The organism is Amycolatopsis sp. NPDC051758, from assembly GCF_044453095.1.
In the GTDB taxonomy this organism is placed as follows: Bacteria; Actinomycetota; Actinomycetes; order Mycobacteriales; family Pseudonocardiaceae; genus Amycolatopsis.
The window spans coordinates 179,346-201,544 of sequence record NZ_JBITCJ010000003.1; the positions used below are offsets into that span (position 1 = coordinate 179,346).

The 22,199-nt window shown below is 71.4% G+C and carries 19 protein-coding genes; 8 read left to right on the forward strand and 11 right to left on the reverse strand.

Annotation, left to right across the window (positions count from 1 at the left end):
- Window positions 1-3: 3 nt before the first annotated feature.
- From tal to pgl, 5 genes are read left to right on the forward strand one after another with little or no spacing between them, the layout of a single operon-like run.
- Window positions 4-1,116 (forward strand): transaldolase, encoded by a 1,113-nt coding sequence (gene tal / locus ACIA5G_RS16200; RefSeq protein ID WP_395923701.1) that lies wholly within the window; start codon window positions 4-6, stop codon window positions 1,114-1,116.
- A gap of 8 nt (window positions 1,117-1,124) precedes the next feature.
- On the forward strand, window positions 1,125-2,747 hold the full coding sequence (locus ACIA5G_RS16205; RefSeq protein ID WP_395923702.1) for a glucose-6-phosphate isomerase: 1,623 nt from the start codon (window positions 1,125-1,127) through the stop codon (window positions 2,745-2,747).
- Window positions 2,744-4,267, forward strand: coding sequence for a glucose-6-phosphate dehydrogenase (gene zwf, locus ACIA5G_RS16210; RefSeq protein ID WP_395923703.1), 1,524 nt, complete (start codon window positions 2,744-2,746; stop codon window positions 4,265-4,267). The genes ACIA5G_RS16205 and zwf overlap by 4 nt, the downstream gene beginning before the upstream one ends.
- Window positions 4,264-5,301, forward strand: coding sequence for a glucose-6-phosphate dehydrogenase assembly protein OpcA (gene opcA, locus ACIA5G_RS16215; protein WP_395923704.1), 1,038 nt, complete (start codon window positions 4,264-4,266; stop codon window positions 5,299-5,301). The genes zwf and opcA overlap by 4 nt, the downstream gene beginning before the upstream one ends.
- On the forward strand, window positions 5,298-6,077 hold the full coding sequence (gene pgl / locus ACIA5G_RS16220; protein WP_395923705.1) for a 6-phosphogluconolactonase: 780 nt from the start codon (window positions 5,298-5,300) through the stop codon (window positions 6,075-6,077). Before opcA ends, pgl begins: the two co-directional genes overlap by 4 nt.
- 89 nt (window positions 6,078-6,166) lie before the next feature.
- On the opposite strand, the gene ACIA5G_RS16225 is transcribed toward pgl, so the two are convergent.
- Window positions 6,167-6,730: a TetR/AcrR family transcriptional regulator gene (locus ACIA5G_RS16225; RefSeq protein WP_395923706.1), complete on the reverse strand. Its 564-nt coding sequence runs from the start codon at window positions 6,728-6,730 to the stop codon at window positions 6,167-6,169.
- A 125-nt stretch (window positions 6,731-6,855) separates the two neighbouring features.
- Between ACIA5G_RS16225 and ACIA5G_RS16230 the strand changes: the two genes are divergently transcribed.
- On the forward strand, window positions 6,856-7,944 hold the full coding sequence (locus ACIA5G_RS16230; protein WP_395923707.1) for an FAD-dependent oxidoreductase: 1,089 nt from the start codon (window positions 6,856-6,858) through the stop codon (window positions 7,942-7,944).
- 292 nt (window positions 7,945-8,236) lie between these two features.
- Window positions 8,237-9,436, forward strand: coding sequence for a sensor histidine kinase (locus tag ACIA5G_RS16235; RefSeq protein WP_395923708.1), 1,200 nt, complete (start codon window positions 8,237-8,239; stop codon window positions 9,434-9,436).
- A 251-nt stretch (window positions 9,437-9,687) separates the two neighbouring features.
- Here ACIA5G_RS16235 and ACIA5G_RS16240 read toward each other — a convergent pair whose 3' ends face one another.
- The 6 genes from ACIA5G_RS16240 to ACIA5G_RS16265 all read right to left on the reverse strand — a co-directional run bounded on the left by ACIA5G_RS16240 (window position 9,688) and on the right by ACIA5G_RS16265 (window position 15,071).
- On the reverse strand, window positions 9,688-10,032 hold the full coding sequence (locus tag ACIA5G_RS16240) for an RNA polymerase-binding protein RbpA (protein ID WP_086671261.1): 345 nt from the start codon (window positions 10,030-10,032) through the stop codon (window positions 9,688-9,690).
- 107 nt (window positions 10,033-10,139) lie between these two features.
- Complete coding sequence (gene secG, locus ACIA5G_RS16245; RefSeq protein ID WP_086845181.1) at window positions 10,140-10,370, reverse strand: preprotein translocase subunit SecG; 231 nt, start codon at window positions 10,368-10,370, stop codon at window positions 10,140-10,142.
- A gap of 127 nt (window positions 10,371-10,497) precedes the next feature.
- On the reverse strand, window positions 10,498-11,283 hold the full coding sequence (gene tpiA / locus ACIA5G_RS16250) for a triose-phosphate isomerase (RefSeq protein WP_395923709.1): 786 nt from the start codon (window positions 11,281-11,283) through the stop codon (window positions 10,498-10,500).
- Window positions 11,283-12,497, reverse strand: coding sequence for a phosphoglycerate kinase (locus ACIA5G_RS16255; protein WP_395923710.1), 1,215 nt, complete (start codon window positions 12,495-12,497; stop codon window positions 11,283-11,285). Before ACIA5G_RS16255 ends, tpiA begins: the two co-directional genes overlap by 1 nt.
- A 5-nt stretch (window positions 12,498-12,502) precedes the next feature.
- Window positions 12,503-13,504, reverse strand: coding sequence for a type I glyceraldehyde-3-phosphate dehydrogenase (gene gap, locus ACIA5G_RS16260; protein WP_395923712.1), 1,002 nt, complete (start codon window positions 13,502-13,504; stop codon window positions 12,503-12,505).
- 385 nt (window positions 13,505-13,889) lie between these two features.
- The gene (locus ACIA5G_RS16265; protein WP_395923714.1) at window positions 13,890-15,071 is read right to left on the reverse strand and encodes a winged helix DNA-binding domain-containing protein; all 1,182 of its coding nucleotides are present in this window, start codon (window positions 15,069-15,071) and stop codon (window positions 13,890-13,892) included.
- 71 nt (window positions 15,072-15,142) lie between these two features.
- Here ACIA5G_RS16265 and ACIA5G_RS16270 point away from each other — a divergent pair, with 71 nt between their 5' ends.
- Window positions 15,143-15,787 carry a LysE family translocator gene (locus tag ACIA5G_RS16270; RefSeq protein WP_395923716.1) on the forward strand — a complete coding sequence of 215 codons (645 nt, stop codon included), beginning with the start codon at window positions 15,143-15,145 and terminating at the stop codon, window positions 15,785-15,787.
- Here ACIA5G_RS16270 and ACIA5G_RS16275 read toward each other — a convergent pair.
- Genes ACIA5G_RS16275 through ACIA5G_RS16290 form a run of 4 tightly spaced genes read right to left on the reverse strand, consistent with a single transcriptional unit; the run spans window position 15,768 to window position 22,198 of the window.
- Window positions 15,768-16,091: an ArsR/SmtB family transcription factor gene (locus ACIA5G_RS16275; protein WP_395923718.1), complete on the reverse strand. Its 324-nt coding sequence runs from the start codon at window positions 16,089-16,091 to the stop codon at window positions 15,768-15,770. The two genes, ACIA5G_RS16270 and ACIA5G_RS16275, sit on opposite strands and share 20 nt — an antisense overlap.
- On the reverse strand, window positions 16,088-16,888 hold the full coding sequence (locus tag ACIA5G_RS16280) for a TIGR03620 family F420-dependent LLM class oxidoreductase (RefSeq protein ID WP_395923720.1): 801 nt from the start codon (window positions 16,886-16,888) through the stop codon (window positions 16,088-16,090). The genes ACIA5G_RS16275 and ACIA5G_RS16280 overlap by 4 nt, the downstream gene beginning before the upstream one ends.
- A 37-nt stretch (window positions 16,889-16,925) precedes the next feature.
- Window positions 16,926-21,386 carry a hypothetical protein gene (locus ACIA5G_RS16285; protein WP_395923722.1) on the reverse strand — a complete coding sequence of 1,487 codons (4,461 nt, stop codon included), beginning with the start codon at window positions 21,384-21,386 and terminating at the stop codon, window positions 16,926-16,928.
- 11 nt (window positions 21,387-21,397) lie between these two features.
- Window positions 21,398-22,198, reverse strand: coding sequence for a hypothetical protein (locus ACIA5G_RS16290; protein ID WP_395923724.1), 801 nt, complete (start codon window positions 22,196-22,198; stop codon window positions 21,398-21,400).
- Window position 22,199 lies beyond the last annotated feature (1 nt).

The window sequence follows — 22,199 nt, forward strand, 5'->3', positions numbered from 1 at the left end:
GTAATGAGCACAGACAAGCTCGCGGCGCTGTCCGAGGCCGGTGTGTCGATCTGGCTGGACGACCTTTCGCGCGAACGCCTGAACACCGGCAACCTCGCGGCCCTCGTCCGCGACAAGCACGTCGTCGGCGTGACGACCAACCCGACGATCTTCGCCAACGCGATGTCCAAGGGTGACGCCTACGACGAGCGGACGAAGGAGCTCGCCGCCCAGGGCGCCGACGTCGAGGCGACCATCCGGGACCTGACCACGACCGACGTGCGCAACGCCGCGGACCTGTTCCGCGACGTCTACACCGCCACGAACGGCGTCGACGGCCGCGTTTCCATCGAGGTCGACCCGCGCCTGGCCAAGGACACCGACCGCACGGTCGCCGAAGCCCAGGACCTGTGGAAGACCGTCGACCGGCCGAACACGCTGATCAAGATCCCGGCCACCGAAGAGGGCCTGCCGGCGATCACCGCCACGCTCGCCGAGGGCATCAGCGTCAACGTCACGCTGATCTTCTCCGTCGAGCGCTACAAGAAGGTCATCGAGGCCTACTTCGCCGGCCTGGAGCAGGCGAAGGCCAACGGCCACGACCTGCGCGGCATCCACTCGGTCGCGTCGTTCTTCGTGTCCCGGGTGGACACCGAGATCGACAAGCGCCTCGACGCGATCGGCACCGACGAGGCCAAGGCCCTGCGCGGCAAGGCGGCCGTCGCCAACGCCCGCCTCGCCTACGCGGCCTTCGAAGAGCTGTCGGCCACGGACCGCTGGAAGGCCCTCGCGGCCGACGGCGCGAACGCGCAGCGCCCGCTGTGGGCGTCGACCGGGGTCAAGAACCCGGACTACTCCCCCACCCTCTACGTCGACGACCTCGTCGTGAAGGACACCGTCAACACCATGCCGGAGAAGACCCTCGACGCCGTCGCCGAGCACTCCGAGCTCAAGGGTGACCAGGTCTCCGGGCGCGCCGCCGAGGCGCAGGAGGTCTTCGACAAGCTCGAGGCCGTCGGGATCGACATCACCGACGTGTTCCTCGTCCTGGAGAACGAGGGCGTCGAGAAGTTCGAGAAGTCCTGGATCGAGCTCCTCGAGACCGTCAACGGCCAGCTCGAAAAGGCGAAGGGCTGAAGCACGACATGACGACAGGGGAAAAGACCGGCGTCGAGATCGTGGACGCCGAACTGGCGGAGCGCGCCGCGCCGCTGGCCGAGCGGCTGGTCGCCGACCAGGCCGCGTCGAAGCTGGCGGCGCAAGACCCCACGCTCTGGGGACCGGACGCCGAGTCCGAGGCGTCGATCCGGCTTTCGTGGACGACGCTGCACAAGTCGTCACGGCCGCTGATCGGCGAGATCGAGGCGCTGCGGACCGAACTGCGGTCCGAGGGCGTCGACCGCGTCGTGCTCGCCGGCATGGGCGGCTCGTCGCTGGCGCCGGAGGTCATCACCGGCACCGACGACGTCGCGCTGACCGTGCTCGACACCACCGACCCGGGCCAGGTCGCCGACGCACTCGCCGGTGACCTCGAGCGCACGGTGATCGTGGTGTCGTCGAAGTCGGGCGGCACCGTCGAGACCGACAGCCACCGGCGGATCTTCGCGAAAGCCTTCACCGACGCGGGGATCGACGCGGCACGGCGGATCGTGGTCGTCACCGACCCGGGCTCGCCCTTCCAGGAACTGTCCGAAAAGGAGGGTTACCGCAAGACCTTCCTCGCCGACCCGCACGTCGGCGGCCGCTACTCGGCGCTGACCGCGTTCGGGCTCGTCCCGGCCGGCCTCGCCGGCGCGGACGTCGCCCGCCTGCTCGACCAGGCCGCTTCGGTGGCCGAGGAGCTGGCCGCGGACTCGGTGGACAACCCGGCGGTCAAGCTGGCCGCCGCGTGGGCCGCCGCACACGAAGCCGGCGCCGAGAAGGTCGTGCTGGCCGACTCCGGTTCCGGCATCAAGGGTTTCCCGGACTGGGCCGAGCAGCTGATCGCCGAGTCCACCGGCAAGCAGGGCACCGGATTGCTGCCGGTCGCGGTCGAAGGCACCGAGGCACCCGGCTTCGCCGACGCCAAGGCCGACGCCACCGCGGTCGCCGTCGGCGCCCCGAAGGGCGCGGCGAAGATCGCCGTCACCGGCTCGCTCGGCGCGCAGCTCCTGCTCTGGGAGTTCGCGACGGCGCTGGCCGGCCGGCTGCTCGGGATCAACCCGTTCGACCAGCCCGACGTCGAGACGGCGAAGAAGGCGGCGCGTGCGCTGCTGGACGACCCGGAGAAGCTCAAGGGCGGCGAGACGGCGTCCAATGTGGACGGCCCGGTCGAGATCTTCGGCAGCGACGGGGTTTCCACGGACGGCAGCCTGACCGACGTGCTCCGCGCGTTCTTCGCTTCCGCGCCGGAAGCCGGCTACATCGCGGTGCAGGCCTACCTGGACCGCCTCGACGACGCGTCGACCGAGCTGCTGCGCGGCGAGATCGCCAAGCGCACCGGCCTGCAGACGACGTTCGGCTGGGGCCCGAGGTTCCTGCACTCCACCGGCCAGTACCACAAGGGCGGGCACCAGAACGGCGTGTTCCTGCAGCTCACCGGCGCCGTCGAGCACGACCTCGACGTGCCGGAGCGGCCGTACACGCTGGGTCAGCTGCAGCACGCGCAGGCCCTCGGTGACGGGCAGGTGCTCGCCGAGCACGGCCGCCCGGTGCTGCGCCTGCACCTGACCGACCGGGCCGCGGGGCTCGCGGCCGTCGTCCGCGCGGTACAGGAGGTCGGCGCATGACCTGGAGCAACCCGCTGCGCGACGAGCGGGACAAGCGGCTCCCGCGCATCGCCGGGCCGTCCAGCCTGGTGATCTTCGGTGTCACCGGCGACCTGGCCCGCAAGAAGCTGATGCCCGCCATCTACGACCTGGCCAACCGCGGGCTGCTGCCCGCCGGCTTCTCGCTCGTCGGGTTCGCCCGCCGCGACTGGGAACACCAGGACTTCGGCGAGCTCGTGCACGACTCGGTCAAGGCGCACGCGCGCACGCCGTTCAAGGAGTCGGTCTGGAACCGGCTCGCCGAAGGCATCCGGTTCGTGCAGGGCACCTTCGACGACGACGACGCCTTCGACCGGCTCGCGCAGACGGTCAAGGACCTCGACCAGGAACGCGGCACCGGCGGCAACACGGCGTTCTACCTGTCGATCCCGCCCGGCGCGTTCCCGGTGGTGACCAAGCAGCTGGCCCGCTCCGGGCTGGCCAACGCGGACGCGAACACCTGGCGCCGCGTCGTCATCGAGAAGCCGTTCGGGCACGACCTGAAGAGCGCCGAAGAGCTGAACGCGATCGTCAACGACGTCTTCCCCGAGGAGTCGGTGTTCCGCATCGACCACTACCTCGGCAAGGAGACGGTCCAGAACATCCTGGCGCTGCGCTTCGCGAACCAGCTGTTCGAGCCGATCTGGAACGCCAACTACGTCGACCACGTGCAGATCACCATGGCCGAGGACATCGGCCTCGGCGGTCGCGCGGGGTACTACGACGGCATCGGCGCGGCCCGCGACGTCATCCAGAACCACCTGCTGCAGCTGCTCGCCTTCACCGCGATGGAGGAGCCGCTGTCGTTCGAGCCGCGGGCCCTGCGCGCGGAGAAGATCAAGGTGCTGTCGGGGACCCACCCGATCGGGCCGCTGAGCCAGACCACCGCACGCGGCCAGTACGCGGGCGGCTGGCAGGGCGGCACGAAGGTGCCCGGCCTGCTGCAGGAAGAGGGCTTCGCGAAGGACTCGAAGACCGAGACCTACGCGGCGGTGACGCTCGAAGTGCAGAGCCGTCGCTGGGCCGGGGTGCCGTTCTACCTGCGCACCGGCAAGCGGCTCGGCCGCCGTGTCACCGAGATCGCCGTGGTGTTCAAGCGGGCGCCGCACCTGCCGTTCGACTCGACGTCGACCGAGGAGCTGGGGCAGAACGCCCTGGTCATCCGGGTCCAGCCGGACGAAGGCATCACGCTGCGGTTCGGCTCGAAGGTGCCGGGGACCACGATGGAGGTCCGCGACGTCACCATGGACTTCGGCTACGGGCACGCGTTCACCGAGTCCTCCCCCGAGGCCTACGAGCGCCTGATCCTCGACGTCCTGCTCGGCGAGCCGTCGCTGTTCCCGGTGAACGAAGAGGTCGAGCTCTCGTGGAAGATCCTCGACCCGGTGCTGGAGCACTGGGCCAAGGAGGGTTCGCCGGAGCAGTACCCGCCGGGCACCTGGGGCCCGCAGTCCGCGGACGAAATGCTGGAGCGCACCGGCCGGAAATGGAGGCGCCCGTGATCATCGACCTGCCGTCCACCACGACTTCGGCACTCAACAAGAAGCTGGTGGAGATCCGCGAACAGGGCGGGCAAGTCGCGCTCGGGCGGGTGCTGACGCTGGTGATCGTGGCCGACGACGACGCCAACCTCGAAGAGGCCATCGAAGCGGCCAACGGCGCGAGCCGCGAGCACCCGTCGCGGGTGATCGTGGTCGCCAAGGGGGCGCGCACCGCGGCCCCGCGCATCGACGGCCAGATCCGCGTCGGCGGTGACGCCGGCGCGAGCGAGGTCATCGTGCTGCGGCTCTACGGCCCGCTGGCCGCCCAGGGCCAGAGCGCGGTCGTGCCGCTGCTGCTGCCGGACGCGCCGATCGTCACCTGGTGGCCCGGGGCCGGCCCGAAGGACCCGGACAAGGACCCGCTCGGTGAGCTGGCGCAGCGCCGGATCACCGACTCGGCCGCGGAGAAGAACCCGGTCCGGGCGCTGACCACGCGGGCGAAGGCGTACACCGCGGGTGACACCGACCTGGCCTGGACGCGCCTGACGCACTGGCGGGCCCAGCTCGTCTCGGCGCTGGACCTGCCGCCGTACGAGAAGATCACCGCCGCGACGGTGACCGGCGAGGCCGACTCGCCGTCGACCGAGCTGCTGGCCGCCTGGCTGGCCGAGTACCTGAAGGTGCCGGTCAAGCGGGTCAAGAGCTCGGGTGCGGCGGGCATCATCTCGGTGACCCTCGACCGTCGCTCCGGCCCGGTGGAGCTGCACCGGCCCGACGGGCGCGTCGGCACGCTGACCCAGCCGGGCCAGCCGACCCGGCGGATCGCCCTGCAGCGGCGCAGCACCCAGGACTGCCTGATCGAGGAGCTGCGCCGGCTCGACCCGGACGAGGTCTACGAGGCTTCGCTGCACGGCCTCGGCAAGATCACGTCCGGCACCAACGGCAAGCCGGCCGCGACGCCGCCGGCCAAGGCCGACGTCACCTCGCCGGCGGCCGCTGCGGCGGCCACGAAGGCTCCGGCCAAGGCGGGCAACGGCAAGAAGAGCGCGTCGTGAGCAAGACCGAGGTCGTCGTCTACGCGAACCAGGACATCCTGGCCGCCGCGGCGGCGGCCCGGCTGGTCACGCGGCTGGTGGACGTCCAGGCGGCCAAGGGCTCGGCGTCACTCGTGCTCACCGGCGGCGGCACCGGCATCGCGGTGCTGTCCGAGCTGCGGGCGTCCTCGGCCCGGGACGCGATCGACTGGTCGCGCCTGGACATCTACTGGGGCGACGAGCGGTTCGTGCCGGCCGATTCGGACGAGCGGAACGAGAAGCAGGCCCGCGAGGCCCTGCTCGACCACGTCCCGCTCGACCCGAAGCGCGTCCACGCGGTGGCGGCCTCGGACGGCGAGTTCGGCGACGACCCGGACGCGGCGGCTGCGGCTTACGCCCACGTGCTGGCGGACAACGCGAGCCCGGAGGACCACGCCGACGTCCCGACGTTCGACATCATGCTGCTCGGCCTGGGCGGCGAAGGGCACACCGCATCGGTGTTCCCGGAGTCCCCGGCGGTGTACGAGACGGAGCGTTCGGTGGTGGCGGTGCGCAACTGCCCCAAGCCACCGCCGACCCGCGTTTCGCTGACCCTGCCGGCGATCCGCCGGGCTCGCGACGTGTGGCTGATGACGGCCGGCGCGGCGAAGGCGGACGCGGTGGCGTTGGCTCTGTCGGGGGCTGGGGAAGTCCAGCTTCCGGTGGCTGGGGCTCGTGGGCACCGGCGGACGCTGTGGCTCCTGGACCGCGCCGCGGCGGGGAAGCTGACGAAGGTTTATCACCCGCCTACGGCTTGATTTTGTGGTCCGTGAAGGCCTCCTTACCGGCTCTTATGGCCGGTAAGGAGGCCTTCACGGCTTTGGGGCCTTTCTCCGGGGTGCCGGACTCACTTCACTCGCCAGCCGCGGCCCAGGCAGCCGAAGATCTCCTCCGCTGCCCGGCGTGGGTCGGCGTTGTCCACGATCAGCTCGCGGGACGCCAGCGCGAACCGCGCCAGTGCCGCGGATGGCACGTCGTCCGAGGGGGCGCCCGTTTCCTCGGCGATCGCGCGGGCGAGGGCCGTCTCGTGGCGCATCCACATGCGGCGGGCGTAGTCGCGCAGGGTCGGGGTGCTCTCGATCAACCGGACGAACTCGGCGTTCGGGCCGCCGTCGGCGCTGTCGCGCAGCATGTGCTCGCGCAGCGCGTCCACGATCGTGTGCCCCGGTGGCCGCCCGCGCACCGCCTGGACCAGCGCCGCCTCGATGTCGTCGTCCTGGTCGAACACCAGCGCTTCCTTGCTCGGGAAGTACTTGAACAACGTCGTCACCGAGACGTCCGCGGCATCCGCGATCTCCTTGACCCCGACCTGGTCGTAACCGCGTTCCAGGAACAGCTCGAGCGCGGCGTCGGCCAGCGCCTTGCGGGTCTGCGCCTTCTTGCGCTCGCGGCGCCCCATCACTTCGGTCATGCACCCCAGCCTACGTGATGGTGAACTCACTACAAAAGTTGAGTCGTTGCACTTTTTGAGTCACTGTGCTTTTCTGGAAACGCGCCGCCGGAACCGCCGGCGGCCCCGACTTCCAGGGGGAAGCCATGAACTCCATCGCCATCGTCGGCGCCGGCCTCGGCGGGCTCGCCTGCGCCCGCGTCCTGCAGCTCCACGGCCTCGACGTCATCCTGTTCGAACAAGAAACCTCAGCCGGCGCGCGCCCCCAGGGCGGCACCCTCGACATGCACGGCGACACCGGCCAGGTCGCGCTGCGCACCGCCGGCCTGCACGACCGGTTCCGCGCCCTCGCCCGCCCCGAAGGCCAGCAGATGCGCGCGCTCGACCCGCTCAGCGCCGAAGTCGTCATGGACGAGATCCCCGCGGAAGGCGACGAATTCCGGCCGGAGATCGACCGCGGGCAGCTGCGCGGGCTCCTGCTCGATTCGCTGAAGCCCGGCACCGTCCGCTGGGGACGATCGGTCGCCGAGGTCGCCCCCGGCGCCTTGACCTTCACCGACGGCACCACCGAGGACTTCGACCTGGTCGTCGGCGCGGACGGCGCTTGGTCGCGCGTCCGCCAGGCCTTGACCGGCGTCCGGCCCGAGTACAGCGGGGTCACGTTCATCGAGTTCGGCCTCGACGACGCCGACCGCCGTCACCCGGACCTGGCCGCACTGACCGGCCAGGGCACCATGGTCACGAAGGTCGGCGGCCAGGCGCTCTTCGCCCAGCGAAACAGCAACGGCCACATCCGCTGCTACGCCGTGTTCTACGCGCCCGAGGAGTGGCCCGCCGGCATCGACTTCGCCGACACGGCCGCCGTCCGCGCGAACCTGCTGGAGCGCTACGCCGGCTGGCACCCGGAGCTGCTCGGCTTCCTGCGGGACCTCGACGGCGGGTTCACGCCCCGGCCGCTGTACGTCCTGCCGGTGCCGCACGCGTGGACCCACACACCCGGCCTGACGCTGCTCGGCGACGCGGCGCACCTGATGCCGCCGCTCGGGGTCGGCGCGAACCTCGCCCTGCTCGACGGCACCGAGCTCGCCACGGCGCTGGCCACGGCACCGAGCGTCGGGGAAGCCGTCCGGGCGTACGAGGCCGGCATGCTGCCGCGGTCGATCGAGACGGCGAAGGCGTGCGCCACCGGCCTGCACGACCTGCTCAGTGACGACCTCCGGTCGATGGCCGCCTGACGAACCTTCCGCCGGACGACCACACGTGGGTAACATGATTCCCACGATGTGGTCGTCTTGGTGCACACTGGGAAGCAGAGCTCCCACTCTCGGTAGCACCCGTCCGTGGTTATCCCCCGGATGGACCAGTCGATTGCGAAATCCGGACGCCGGAACGCCGACGGCGGGTGAAACTTACCGTCTTCGTACGCCACCTCGTTAGCATCCGCACATTTGTCCGTTGCTGCGCGTCCCGATCGGGCCCTGAGCACCTCTCACCATCAAGTCCACAAGACGAATGGGGTCGCCAGCGATGAGTACAGAGGGACTCTCGATTCCAGGCATCTCGATCGCCGGCTCGGGGCCATCGGCCGCCGAGCGGGTGCGCAAGCGCGGGCTGAGCCTGTTCGGCTCGGTGCCCCGGCCCGCCGTGGTCACGTTCGCCATCGAGGCGGCCGCGGTCATCCTGGCCGTGCTCGACGTCTGGCTGGTGATCCCCGAGAAGGCCCAGCCCTATTCGATCTGGCTCTCCGGCGCCGCCTGCCTCGCGGTCGTGTTCCGCCGGAAGTTCCCGTTCCTCGCCGTGCTCGTCGCGGTCCCCGGCTTCCTGGCCGGCTGGGCGCAGCTCGCGTCGATGATCACGCTCGGCATGCTCGCCACCCGCCGTCAGCTGCACTGGCAGGTCTGGGTCGGCGCCGGGCTGGTGTGGATCTGCCGGTTCGTGCAGTGGCCCCTGGAGGACTTCGCCGAGCTCAGCTGGCGCGAGCACATCCTCGACGGCATCTACGGCGTGCTGGTCGCCGGCATGCCGATCGCGATCGGCCTGCTCATCGGAGCGCGGGCCGAGGTTTCGAACAAGCTCGCCGAGCTGGCCACGAGCCGCGACCGCGAGCGCCGCTTCCACGCCGACGCCGTCCGCGCGGAAGAGCGCGCCCGGCTGGCGCGCGAGATGCACGACGTCGTCTCGCACCAGATCACGCTGATCGCGATGCAGGCCGGCGCGCTGCAGGCCCAGACCACCGACGACCGGGCGCAGGAGACCGCGCAGGTCATCCGCACGCTCAGCAAGCGGACGCTGGAGGAGCTGCGTTCGCTGGTCAGCGTGCTGAGGGCCGGTTCGGACGACGACGGTCCGCACGCCGGCATCAACGAGCTCGACCGGCTGATCCGCACCTCCGACGTCCCGGTGCACCTGACCGTGGAGCACCTGCCGGAGGCGCTGCCCAACCAGGTCTCCGCGGCGGCCTACCGGACGGTGCAGGAGTGCCTGACGAACGTCCACAAGCACGCGCCGGGCGCGACGGCGACCATCCGCATCCAGGGTGAGCACGGGGCGCTCAAGATCGAGGTCCGCAACGAGCGGGCCAGCCGGCCCGGCGAGGGTTTGCCGTCGGGCGGCCACGGGCTGACCGGCCTCGCCGAGCGGGCCCGGCTACTGGGTGGCAGCTTCGAGACGTCCGGGACCGAGGACGGCGGTTTCCGGGTGCGGGCCCGGTATCCGCTGGACCGCTGAGGCCGGAAACCGAGGCCGCCGCCCCCCGATTTCCATTCTAGCGGCGGGCACTGACGAATTCGGAATTGCCGAAGCCGCGAACGGCGGATTCCGGGCCATTTTGGTCCGAAATCCGCCGTTCGCGGGTTCTGCGGCCGAAAATTGTCGGGGCTTGCCGATAGCGTGGAAAACGGGGGCTGCTCAACACCGGACGCGCGAAAAACCACCTCGAGGACTGAACTTCCCTCGGGGTGGTCTCCGGCCGGCGACGCTTAGATGATCTCCCGGCGCTGACGCAGGCGCTCGAGCGCCTCGGCGAGGATGGCCTCACCGTCGGCGTCGCTGCGCCGCTCTTTCACGTAGGCCAGGTGCGTCTTGTAGGGCTCGGTCCGCGGTGCGGCCGGTGGGTTCTTTTCGTCCTGCCCGCCCGGGAGCCCGCAGCGGGGGCAGTCCCACTCGTCGGGGATCTCCGCGTCGAGCGCGAACGACGGCCGGGCCTCGTGCCCGTTGGCACACCAATAGCCCACCCGGCGCCGCGGCGCCGATTCACCTCGTTCCGATTCGCCCGTAGGACCAGCACCCACCCGGGTGCCCCGAATCGCGTTACCGCCAACCATGAATCCTCACACCTAGGAATCGGCGGCGCGCCCCCCAATAGGCACGCCGAATCACTGCGCCCTGCCGTCGTGACCCGGTCGCGATCGACGGTGGGGCGCCGGACGCCTCACACCTTGAGCAGCAGACCCAGGCCCACGATGCTGATCAGCCAGACCGCGCCCAGCAGCAGGGTGATCCGGTCGAGGTTCTTCTCGGCCACGCTCGACCCGGCCAGGCTCGACTGCATCCCGCCGCCGAACAGCGACGACAGGCCACCGCCCCGGCCACGGTGCAGCAGCACAGCGACCACCAGGAAGACACTGGTGACGATCAACAGGATTTGCAGGAACAGCTTCATGTCATCCCTTGGGCTCTCGGAGAATGCAGGGGTACGGCATGGTCGTTTCCGACCTCCACCGTACCCCTGGACTCGTCCACTGCTGTGTGACGGACCGGATACACAGGCTACCCGGTCGTGGCCTCGATCAGGGCAGCGGCCCGCCCGCGGCGAGTGCGCAGAGTTTCGTGAACTCTTCACCATCCAGGCTCGCTCCGCCGACCAGGGCACCGTCGATGTTCTCGCAGCCCACCAGCTCGCTGATGTTGCCCGACTTCACCGATCCCCCGTAGAGCACCCGGACGGACGAAGCGACGTCGTCGCCGTACTTCTCCTGGAGGGTGGCGCGGATGGCCTTGCAGACCTCTTCGGCGTCGGCCGAAGAGGCGACCTTGCCGGTGCCGATCGCCCAGACCGGCTCGTACGCGACGACCACGCTGCCGACCTGCTCGGCCTTGAGGCCCTTCAGGCCGTCGATCAGCTGCGTCGTGGTGTGGTGGATGTGCTCGCCGGCCTCGCGGACCTCGAGCTTCTCCCCGATGCAGAGGATCGGCGTGATGCCGTGCTTGAGCGCGGCCTTGACCTTCTTGTTGACCAGCTCGTCGGTCTCGGCGTGGTATTCGCGCCGCTCCGAGTGCCCGACGGCGACGAACTTGCAGCCCAGCTTCGCGAGCATCACGCCCGAGATGTCCCCGGTGTAGGCACCGGAATCGTTCGGCGAGAGGTCCTGCGCGCCGTACGTCAGCGACAGCTTGTCGCCGTCGACCAGGGTCTGCACGCTGCGGATGTCGGTGAACGGCGGCAGCACCGCCACGTCGACCTTCGCGTAGTACTTCTCCGGCAGCGCGAAGGCGATCTTCTGCACCAGCGCGATCGCCTCGAGGTGGTTCAGGTTCATCTTCCAGTTGCCGGCGATGAACGGCTTGCGTGCCACTAGTTCTTCTCCTCCAGGGCGGTCACGCCCGGCAGTTCCTTGCCTTCGAGGTACTCGAGCGAGGCCCCGCCTCCGGTGGAGATGTGCGAAAAGCCGTCCTCGGGCAGGCCCAACTGCCGCACCGCGGCGGCCGAGTCGCCACCGCCGACGACGGTGAACGCGTCGCTCTTGACCAGGGCTTCGGCGACGGCACGGGTGCCGCCGGAGAACGCCTCGAACTCGAACACGCCCATCGGGCCGTTCCAGAACACGGTCTTGGCGTCGGCCAGCTTGCTCGCGAACAGCTCACGCGAACGCGGGCCGATGTCGAGGCCCTGGCGGTCGGCCGGGATGGCGGTGGCGTCGACAACCTCGTTCTCGGCGTCGGCCGCGAACTCGGTGGCGGCCAGCACGTCGACCGGCAGCACCAGTTCGACACCGCGCTTCTCGGCCTCGGCGAGGAAGCCCTTCACCTGGTCGAGCTGGTCGGCCTGCAGCAGCGACTGGCCGACCTCGTGGCCCTGGGCCTTGAGGAAGGTGTACGCCATGCCGCCGCCGACGAGCAGCCGGTCGACCTTGGTCAGCAGGTTCGCGATGACGCCGAGCTTGTCGGACACCTTCGCGCCGCCGAGCACGACCACGTAGGGCCGCTGCACGTCGTCGGTCAGCTTCTTCAGCACGTCCAGCTCGGCCAGCACCAGGCCACCCGCGTACGCCGGGAGCACCGAAGCGACCTCGTAGACCGACGCCTGCTTGCGGTGCACGACACCGAAGCCGTCGGAGACGAACGCGCCGCCCGGGACGAGCGCGCCCAGCTCGGCGGCCAGCTCGGAGCGGTCCACGGCGTCCTTGCTGGTCTCGCGCGCGTCGAAACGCACGTTCTCCAGCAGGACGACGCCGCCGTCGGCGAGGCCTGCGGTCAGCGCCTTGGCGGACTCGCCGACGAGGTCACCGGCCAGCGTGGCCTCGGCGCCGAGCAGCTCCGAGAGCCGCTTGGCCACCGGGGCCAGGGTGTACTTCGGGTCCGGCTCGCCCTTGGGGCGGCCGAGGTGCGCAGTGACGACGACCTTCGCGCCCGCGTCGGCGAGCTTCTTGATCGTCGGCAGCGCGGCGCGGACCCGGCCGTCGTCGGTGATGCGATCCCCGTCGAGCGGGACGTTCAGGTCGGAACGCACGAGTACGTAGCGGCCCTGAACGCCCTCGCCCAGCAGGTCGTCGAGGTTCTTGACGGTCATCCGGCTCAGAGCTTCGAACCGACGAGCTTGATCAGGTCCGCGAGGCGGTTGGAGTAGCCCCACTCGTTGTCGTACCAGCCGACGACCTTGACCTGGTTGCCGATGACCTTGGTCAGCGGCGAGTCGTAGATGCAGGACGCCGGGTCGGTGACGATGTCCGAGGACACGATCGGGTCGACCGAGTAGCGCAGGATGCCGGCGAGCGGGCCCTCGGCGGCGGCCTGGTAGGCGGCGTTGATCTCGTCGACGGTGGCGGCCTTCTTCAGGGTCACCGTGAGGTCGGTGGCCGAGCCTGTCGGCACCGGGACGCGCAGCGCGTAGCCGTCCAGCTTGCCCAGCAGCTCCGGCAGCACCAGGCCGATCGCCTTGGCGGCGCCGGTCGAGGCGGGCACCACGTTCAGCGCGGCGGCGCGGGCGCGGCGGAGGTCCTTGTGCGGGCCGTCCTGCAGGTTCTGGTCCTGCGTGTACGCGTGGATCGTGGTCATCAGGCCCTGCTCGATGCCGAAGGCGTCGTTGAGGACCTTGGCCAGCGGGCCGAGGCAGTTGGTGGTGCACGAGGCGTTGGAGATGATGTTCTGCGAGCCGTCGTACTTCTCGTCGTTGACGCCGAGGACGACGGTCAGGTCCTCACCCTTGGCGGGCGCGGAGATGATGACCTTCTTGGCACCGCCGGCGATGTGCGCCTTGGCGGCGTCGGCGTTGGTGAAGAAGCCGGTGGACTCGACGACGACGTCCACGCCCAGGTCGCCCCAGGGCAGGTTGGCCGGGTCGCGCTCGGCGAGGGCCTTGATGGTCTTGCCGTCCACGACGATGCCCTCGTCGCTGACGCTGACCTCACCCGGGAACCGGCCCAGGATGGAGTCGTACTTCAGCAGGTGGGCCATGGTGGCGACGTCGCCGAGGTCGTTGAAGGCGACAACCTCGATGTCGTGGCCGCTGGCCTGCACGGCGCGGAAGAAGTTGCGGCCGATGCGGCCGAAGCCGTTGACACCTACGCGAACGGTCACTGCTGCCACTCCTCTGAGGATCGGCCGGGAGTCCCGGCCGTGACTTGCGGGCTCGCGGCAACCCTAGCGTGCGGGCATGCGCGTCCCTGACTGCCCTGACGAGACTTCCACCACTTGGCGAACGGGTCAAGAATCGATTAAGAAGCCGGGGCCGCGAGCGGGGTGTTGTTCACCTGCCCGACACCTGGACCACGGCGGACCGGTGCCCCTGGCGGTTCACCGGTTCTGCCTGGGAGCGGCAGGTGCCGAGAGAGTCGTGACGGCGACCCCCGCGTCCCCCTGGAACGATTCAGTGGATCTTCCGCAAAAGGAGGCTTGGAAGGGGTTCCGAAAGGGCCCGCGGGCCGGGGCGTGAGGTCGATGACTCGACCGATCCAGCGACGGCTCACCGGACCAGCTCCCGCTCCAGCGGGGTCCGGAACCGGGGTGTCGCCCGAACCTCGCCGTACCAGCCGGCGCACCGGCCCGCCTCCGCCTCGACCATCGATTTCGCGTCCGCGCCCACGTCTTCCAGCAGCCGGAACACGATTTCGCCCGACGCGCGCTGGGCCCAGCCGCCCACGACGCGACCGGCCAGCCAGATCGTCGGGCCGATGTTGCCGCTGCGGTCGAACAGCGCCGCGCGGTGCGGGCCGAGGAACCAGTCGCGGTCCTGCCAGCCCATCGGGGTCGGGTCCAGCGCGGGCAGGAACGCCACCCACGGTGGTGGCGCCGGCACCGGTGCGACGTCGTCCGGCAGGGCGACCCCGGGCACGCCGTCCAGGTCGACCTCCGCGGGCTCCACCACGGACAGGGCTTTCTTCGTCTGCCCCGCCGTCCAGCCCGTCCACCAGCGCAGGTCCGTCACCGGCGCCGGGCCGTACGCGCGCAGCCAGCGCCGCGCCAGCTCCACCCGCGCCGCTTCGGGCTCCCAGTGCGCCAGCCCGCCCGGCACCCATTCGTCCAAGGGGTGCCAGACGTACTGGGTGCTGATCCAGCTGCCGCGCGGCCGCCCGCGGGCGATCCGGCCGCCCGCCGCGAGCAGGAACAGCACCCGGCTGGTGACGTTGCCGATCGCTTCGTACGGCTTGCCCGCGGCCATCAGCAGTTGCTGGCGCAGCCGCGGCTCGTCCTCGCTCAGCTGCTGCGCCGTCGCCGAGCCGCGGGCGCGCAGGGCCGCCTCCACCGACGCTTCGACGTCGGCCAGCCACTCCCCCGGCTCCGGTACGTTCTCCGGGTGCCCCTGCTGCCCGAGGTGCTGTTCCAGCAGCTTCCGCTGCTTGACCTCGATGTCCGCGGAACACCCGGCCTGCACGAGGGCCGCGGTCTCCAGCCCGGTGACGAACACCGTGCGGCGCATGCCGAGCAGCCGCAGCAAGGTGCGGTCGTCGTACAGAGCTCGTTCCACCGAAGCGATCGCCGGTGCAGCGAGCCGCGCGCACGCCGACAGGTGGACGGTCGCCGGGTCGGTGGCGTGCAGCGCGACCACCCCGGCCACGGCGTCCGCCACCGTGGCCGCGGGCGCGGCCAGGTGGTGCCGGGTGGCGAGGCGGGCCCGGCGCTGTTCGGTGCTGATCTTCGGAGGCACCCGCTGTTGATACCACCCGGCACCGACAAAAACGCCTGGTCGTCCGGCCGTGCCGCCCTTACGCTCGCGGAATGGTCTCCGGTGCGCACTTCGCGGCCTTCGCCGCTCTGACGTTCCTCATGGTCGTCGTCCCCGGTCCGAGCGTGCTCTTCACCATCAGCCGCGCGCTCACGGTCGGGCGGCGCGACGCGCTGCTCACCGTCGTGGGCAACTCCATCGGCGTTTACACCCAGGTCGTCGCGGTCGCGTTCGGCCTCGGCGTGCTCGTGACGACGTCGGCCGCGGTGTTCACCACGATCAAGATCGCCGGCGCGCTCTACCTCGTGTACCTCGGCGTCCAGGCCCTGCGGCACCGGCGGAAGCTCACCGACGCGATGGCGGCGAAGGTGCCCGCCAAGCCCGGCCGCGTCCTGACCGTGCTGCGCGACGGATTCGTCGTCGGCTTCGCGAACCCGAAGTCGATCGTGTTCCTGGCCGCGCTGCTGCCCCAGTTCGTCGAGCCGGCCGCCGGGTCCGTCGCGGTCCAGATGCTGCTGCTCGGCCTGTGCCTGCCGGCGATCGCGCTGGCCACCGACACCGCGTGGGCGCTGGTGGCGGGCACCGCCCGGGCGTGGTTCGCCCGCTCACCGAAACGCCTCGAGATGGTCGGCGGCACCGGCGGCCTCGTCATGATCGGCCTCGGCACCACCCTCGCCTTCACCGGCCGGGGTGACTGAGCACCAAGTCCAGCAACCCCGGGAACGCCGCGTCGAACTCCGGACGCCGCAAGCGGTTCAGCCGTCGCGGGCCCGCGTCGCGCTGCTCGATCAGGCCCGCCGCGCGCAGCACCGAGAAGTGGTGGCTGAGCGTCGCCTTCGCCACCGGCAGGTCGAACGTGCCGCACGCCTTCGTCCACTCCGGGACCTCGGCGAGCTCACGCAGGATACTGCGGCGCACCGGATCCGCGACCGCGGCGAGGGCGTCCTGCAGGGACACCTCCGCCGGCAGCGCGTGCGTGAGCCCGCGGGCCCGGGCGGTCACCGCACCGCCTCGGCCAGGCGTGGCCACCACTCGCGGGGGAGCCCGTCGAGCTGGACGACGACCTGGTCCGCGCCCGCGGCCCGGTACTCCCCCAGCCGCGCCACCACGGTGTCGAAGTCACCCCAGACGGAGACGCCGTCGACGAGCCGGTCGGACAGGTCCGCGAGGTCGCCGTCGGAGAAGCCCATGCGGCGGAGGTTCGCCGCGTAGGCCGGCATCCCGGTGAGGAACCGCAGCCCGGCGCCGCGGACGGCGTCCCGCGCCGCGGTGGCGTCGGTCTCCGCGACGACGTTCAGCAGCACCGCCAGCTGCTTGCCGGCCCCGAGGATCTCCCGCGCCGACGCGATGTAGTCCGGCGTGACCAGGTACGGGTACGCGCCCGAGGCCCGGTCCCGCGCCAGCTCCAGCATCTTCGGCCCGAGCGCCGAAAGGATCCGGTCGGCCGCGGGCACGGCCGTGTCGATCTCGTCCAGGTAGGCGTTCAGCGTGCCCAGCGGACGCGCCCCGTGCGCCCCGCCCAGCCCGACGACGAACCGCCCGGCGGGCAGGTCCGCGTAGGCCGCGGCGACTTCGGCGGCCGGCACCTGGTCGACCGGCAGGATTCCGCTGGCCACCTGGACCCGCGAAGTCCCGCGGACCACCTCGGTGATCCGCGGGAGGTTGTTGCCCTGGCCGCCGGCCAGCCAGAGCGTGGTGTAGCCCAGTTCTTCGAGCTCGGTGGCGGTCGCGACGGCGGCGGCCGGCTCGGCGGTGTTCAACGCGGTGTGGGTGGCCCCCAGCGGCCCCAGTTTCGTCATGCGCCGGGCAACCTCGAACCGGGCCGGGTTGTTCCCGTCACGCCGTTTGTTCGTCCTCGGCGGAATCCGCCGGCGCTTCGGACGGCCGCGAGAACATCCGCGTCGCCGAGAGCCGCGCGACGCCGTCGGGCTCGCCCAGGTCCTCCAGCGAGTTGCGGATCGTCGAGTCCACCGACAGGTACTTCCGGCCTGCCCGCAGGTCGGCGTCGTTGCGCAGCCGCACGATCAGCGGGAACTCCGACAGCGCGCCCGCGTCGAACAGGCCCGTCGTGTAGATCAGCTGGACGCCCAGCGCCTCGGCGACCGCCCGCTGCAGCTCCAGCAGGTACCCGGCCGACGCGCGGCCGATCGGGTTGTCCAGGAACAGCACGCCGGAGTGGCGGTTGCGGACCTTGCCGCGGTTGTTGGCGCGCAACGCCGCGAGCGTGCAGTAGAGGATGATCGCCGCGGTCAGCTGCTGGCCGCCGGAGAACACGTCCCGGATCTCCGAGACGCGCTGGCGTTCGGTCCGCAGCACCGAGTCCGGCTTGAGCATGTCGACGCGGAACCCCTTGGGCGCCGCGGCCCGGACTCCCCGCAGCACCAAGGAAAGCCCGTCGCGCTTGACGTCGCGGCCGTCGGCGGTCTTGCCCACCGCGGCCTCGTCGACGACCTCGCCGAGCTTCTCGGTGAGCGCGTTGTCCTCCAGCTCGGTGAACCGGATGCGCAGGAACTCCTGCCCGGACCAGTCGCCGAGGCCGTCCGGCAGCCGGGAGACGCGCTGGGCGGAGCGCAGCTGCCGGAGCGCGCCGTCGACCATGCCCTGCAGGCGGGTGATGATGCCGCCGCGGTGCCGGTCGATCTGCGCGAGGTCGTCGGTGAGCGACCGCAGCCGCGGCCGCAGCGCCTCGGCCCACTCGGCGGCGTGCGCCGGGAGCTGGTCGCGCTTGACCGAGATGACCTGCTGCCGCACCGGCGTGCTCAGCTTCTCGAACCGCTTCTCCGTCGCGTACTGCGCGAGCTGGTCCGCGGCCGCGCGTACCCGGCGGTCCCCCGCGTCGGCGGCCTCCTGCGCTTCCGAAAGCGTCGCGTTCAGGCGCGTGTGCTGCGCGCGGGCCGTCTCGACGTCGCCGTCGTAGGCCACCGCGTCCGTGTCCGTCACCAAATGGGCCATCGACTCGGCGAGCAGCGAGAAGCCCGACGCCGAACTCTTCGCGGATTCGAGGGTGGCTTCCGCCGCGGCCCGGCGTTCCTGCAGCTCTTCCCACTTGCGCGCGGCCACGGACACCTCGAGTCCGGCGGCGTCGATCAGCTCCAGGCCGTGCTCGATGTCGCGCGGCTTTTCCCCGGTGGCGCCGTTCTGCAGGGGCAGCGCGTCCAGCTCGGCGCGCCGGGTCGAGACGAGCCCGATGGCTTCGGTGCGCTCGTCCTCAAGGCCGTCGACAACCCGGCGGGCGCGGGCCAACGCGGCCGCGCGGGCCGAGGCGTCGGAGCCGTCGGGGGTTTCCAGCAGCTCGGCCGCCGTCGCCCGGACGGCTTCGTCGAGCGACTCGACGGCCGAGCCGGCCGCCGCTTCGGCCGATTCGGCCTGTTCCAGCTCGGCCCGCAGGTCGCTGCCGACCTCGACCTTCGCGTACGACTCGGACGCCGAAAGGTAGGTCCGGCGCAGCGCGTCGACCGGTTCCGCCGGCACCGGGCCTTCGGCGGCGTCGGCCGCGCCCGGCACCTCGGCGAGCTCGGCACGGGCGGTGGTCGCGGTCCGGCGGTGCCCGTCGGCGGTGCGCTGCTCTTCACCCGCCTGCTCACGCAGCCGCGCGGCCTTGCCCGCCGCGTCGGCGGCCTGCAGGTCGGCGCGCTCGGCGACCTCGGTGGCGCGCTCGACCTCCTCGGTCCACTCCGCGATCCGGGCGCTGCGGGTCCCCAGCTCGCCGAGCCGGCGGGCCCGCTCTTCGGCCTCGGCCGCGGCCGCCCGGAGTTCCGGGACGCGTTCGCGCAGCAACGCCGTTTTTTCGCTCAGCCGCACGAATTCCGCGTCGGCCTGCGCCAGCGCGGTGCGCGCGGTCTCCCGTGCGGTCCGGGCCGCCTGGGCTTGCTCGGCGAGCGTCGCGACGGCACCCGGCGGGTAGTCCTCGCGCCACGTCGTGAGCTTCCACGTCAACGCGCCGTCCGCGGACAGCTTGGCGGCCAAGGCTTCCAGCCGCCGCTGCCGCTCGGTGTTCCGCCGCGCCACGGCTTCGCGCTCGGCGTCGGCGGCTTCTTCGTCGTACATCGCGGGGTTCGGCGGCACGAGGAACTCGACACCGGGCGCGGTGGCCGCCTCGGCGAGCAGCGCTTCGGTGGTGCCGACGGCGATGATCGCGCTCGGCAGCAGCCGCCGCTTGGTCAGCACCTCGCGGGCGCGGTCCGCGTGCGCGGTGTCGTTGAGCAGGACACCGGAAACGAGCTGCGGCAGGTTTTCCAGCACCTCGGCCCGACGGTCGGAGTCCAGTTTGGACAGATAGCGCCAGCCGGACCACGCGGTGATCCCGGCTTCCTCCAGGGCGTCCAGCGCGGCCTGGACGTCTTCCGGTGGCGGCAGCAGCCCGCCGGAGCCCAGCGCGGCCAGGGCCCGCTCGTCGGCGGACTCCTCCATCCGCAGCGCGGTCTGCTCCTTCTCGACGGACGCGCTCGCTTCGCGCAGCCGTTCCAGCAGCACCGGCAGGTCGCTTTCGAGGGCGACGTCGTCCGCGCCGAGCAGCTCGACCAGCCGGCCCTCGGCGGCGAGCGCGTCGGTGCGGCGGTGCGCCCGGTCGAGGTCCTCGGTGGCGCGTTCGAACCGGTCCTGCGTGGTGCCCGCGAGCTGGTGCGCCTCGTTCACGGCCCGTTGCGCCGCTTGGAGATCCGCCGCGACGCGGTCGAGCTCCTGCTCGCGCCGGGTCAGCTCGGCGGCCGCGGATTCGGCCGCGGTCCGGGCGGTCCGTGAAGCTTCCGCGACGTCGGCACCCGAGGGCAGCAGCCCGGCCCGGACGGCGTTCTGGACCTCTTCGCGCAGCTCGGTGATCCGCGTCGTGAGCCCGCGTGCTTCGGCCCGACGGGCGGCCGCGAGGTTGGCGGCCTCGTCGCGCTCGGTCTGGGCCTTCTCCGCCTCGGCGCGCAACGCACCCGCGTGCGCCTCGGCCTTGTCGGCCTGGCGCTGGGCGTCCTGCGCCAGCGAGTGCAGCCCACGGGCCAGCGCGGACGCCGCGTTGTTGCGCGCCTGCAGTGCCGGTCGCGCCTTCTCCTCGCGGCTGCCGACGAGCTCGCGCAGGTCCTTCGCCTTGCGAGCCGCGTTCAGCTGGTTGAGCACGGTCGCCGTCTCACGCCACGCTTCGGCCGCGGTCTTCGCCTCGGCGAGTTCGGCGTCGACACGCTTGCGGGCCTCCTGGGCCTCGTCCAGGCGCAGCACCGCGACCAGGCGCCGCAGTTCCGTGACGCCCGCGGCGAGCCGCCGGTGGTCACCCTCGGCGAGCTTCTCCGCGGACTTGATCTCGGTGACGTGGTCCTCGAGCCCCGACAGCCGCGCGTTCTCCAGCTCGTTGCGTGCGACGACCCGGCCGGCCAGCTCGGCCATCGCGGTCTTGGCGGTCTCCGCGATCTTGCGCGACTCGGCGGCAACACCTTCTTCGGCGGCCAGCGGCCCCAGCAGATCCAGCGCGCCCGCCACGAAGTCGCGCTCGGACAACAGATCCCCGCGCTGCGCCAAGTTGTGCGCGTAGGTCGAGACGACCTCGGCGAGATCCTTCGGCTCGTCCTCGGAAATGACCGCCTTCAACAGGAACTCGACAAACGCATCGTCGGTGCCGAAGGCGAACGCGTCGGCGGCCTCACCCTCGCCGGCGTTCATCGCACGCTGGTAGCGGAACAGCTCGGTGTCGAGGCCGAGGGTGTCGAGCCGGCCGGTCCACTCGTGGTGGCGGCGGGTCCAGGACAGTTCCAGCTCGGGCTCGGCCAGCTGGGCCGCGGCGAGCTTGTCGTGGAAGCCGGACATGGTGAGCAGCCGGCCGTCCTGCGTCATCGGCAGGGAGTCGAGCGCCAGCGCCGAGGTCGGGCGGAAGCAGTACCAGGAGTCGGCCAGGTTTTCGGAGTCGGCGGACACGACGTGCCCGCGCCACTCGGAGACCTTGCCGGTGATGATCCGGTGCCCGCTCTCGACGTGCAGCCACTCGAGGACGACGTGCGAGACGTCCTTGGCGGCGACGAACTTCTCGAGCACCTTGGTGCTGGTGGTGCCGACGACCTGGCGGCGGCCCGGAAGCATCACCGAGAAGATCAGCTTGATCAGGACGGACTTGCCGCCGCCGTTCTCCAGGAACAGCACGCTCGCCGGGGACGGCCGCCGCAGTTCGGCGGGGCCGGTCGCGTGGATGCCGGCGCTGAACAACGCGTCCTGCTGGGGCGCGGTGATCTTGGCGCCGACGCCGCTGAAGTCGAGCACGACGTCCTGGTAGCGGGCACCCGCCGGACCGACCGAGTGCAGGCGGACCCGCGAAAGCTCGTACATCTACTCCCCTTTTACAGCGTGTCCGACGCGGCCGCACGCAACGAGCCGCCGTCGCTCGCGACGGCCACGACGTCCAGCGCGAGCAGGTCGTCGAAGGCGGCGTCGGCGGCGAGTTCGCGGACCTGGATCTGGTAGCGCGGTGTGGTGCGGTAGGTGCCGCCCTGCTCGTCGCTCACCGGGACCAGGAAGCCCTGGTCGGCGAGGAAGCGCAGGGCGCGCGAGACCATGCCGCGGGTGGTGTCGGCGGCGAGCCGGCCGTCCTTGGTCGCCGCCGCGGCGGGACGCCGGGCGTAGGCGCGCCAGGCCTGTTCCAGCTCGGGCGCGTCGGCCAGCGGGTCGTTGTTGGCCTCGGCCGCCGCGGCCCGTTCGTCGAGGATGCGGGCGGCTTCGCGGACCATCGCGTCGACCTGCTCGACGCTGACGCGGCCGATGTAGGTGTCGTTGGCGAGGTCGTCGGGGCGCGGGTAGCCGAGCGCGGCGGTGGCGAGGTGGATCAGGCCGTGCAGCACCTTCTCCGTCTCACGGCGTTCGCGGATCTTGGCCTGGCGGGCGTAGGAGTCCATCTTGATCTCGAAGACGGACTCGTCGGTCGCCGCGAGCACCGCGCCGGCCTGCTGGTTGACCTCCAGCACCATCAGCCCGAGCCCGGCGGCGACCGCGTGGGTGAGCGCCTTGAACGCGTTGTCCTCGCCGTAGCGGCGCACGAGGTCGCCGTAGACGACGTCACGCGCGGGCAGCTGCTTCGGCCGCATGCCGAAGGCGACCAGCCGGGCCGCGGCCTCGGCGTCCACACTGCTGTGGGACAGCGCCATG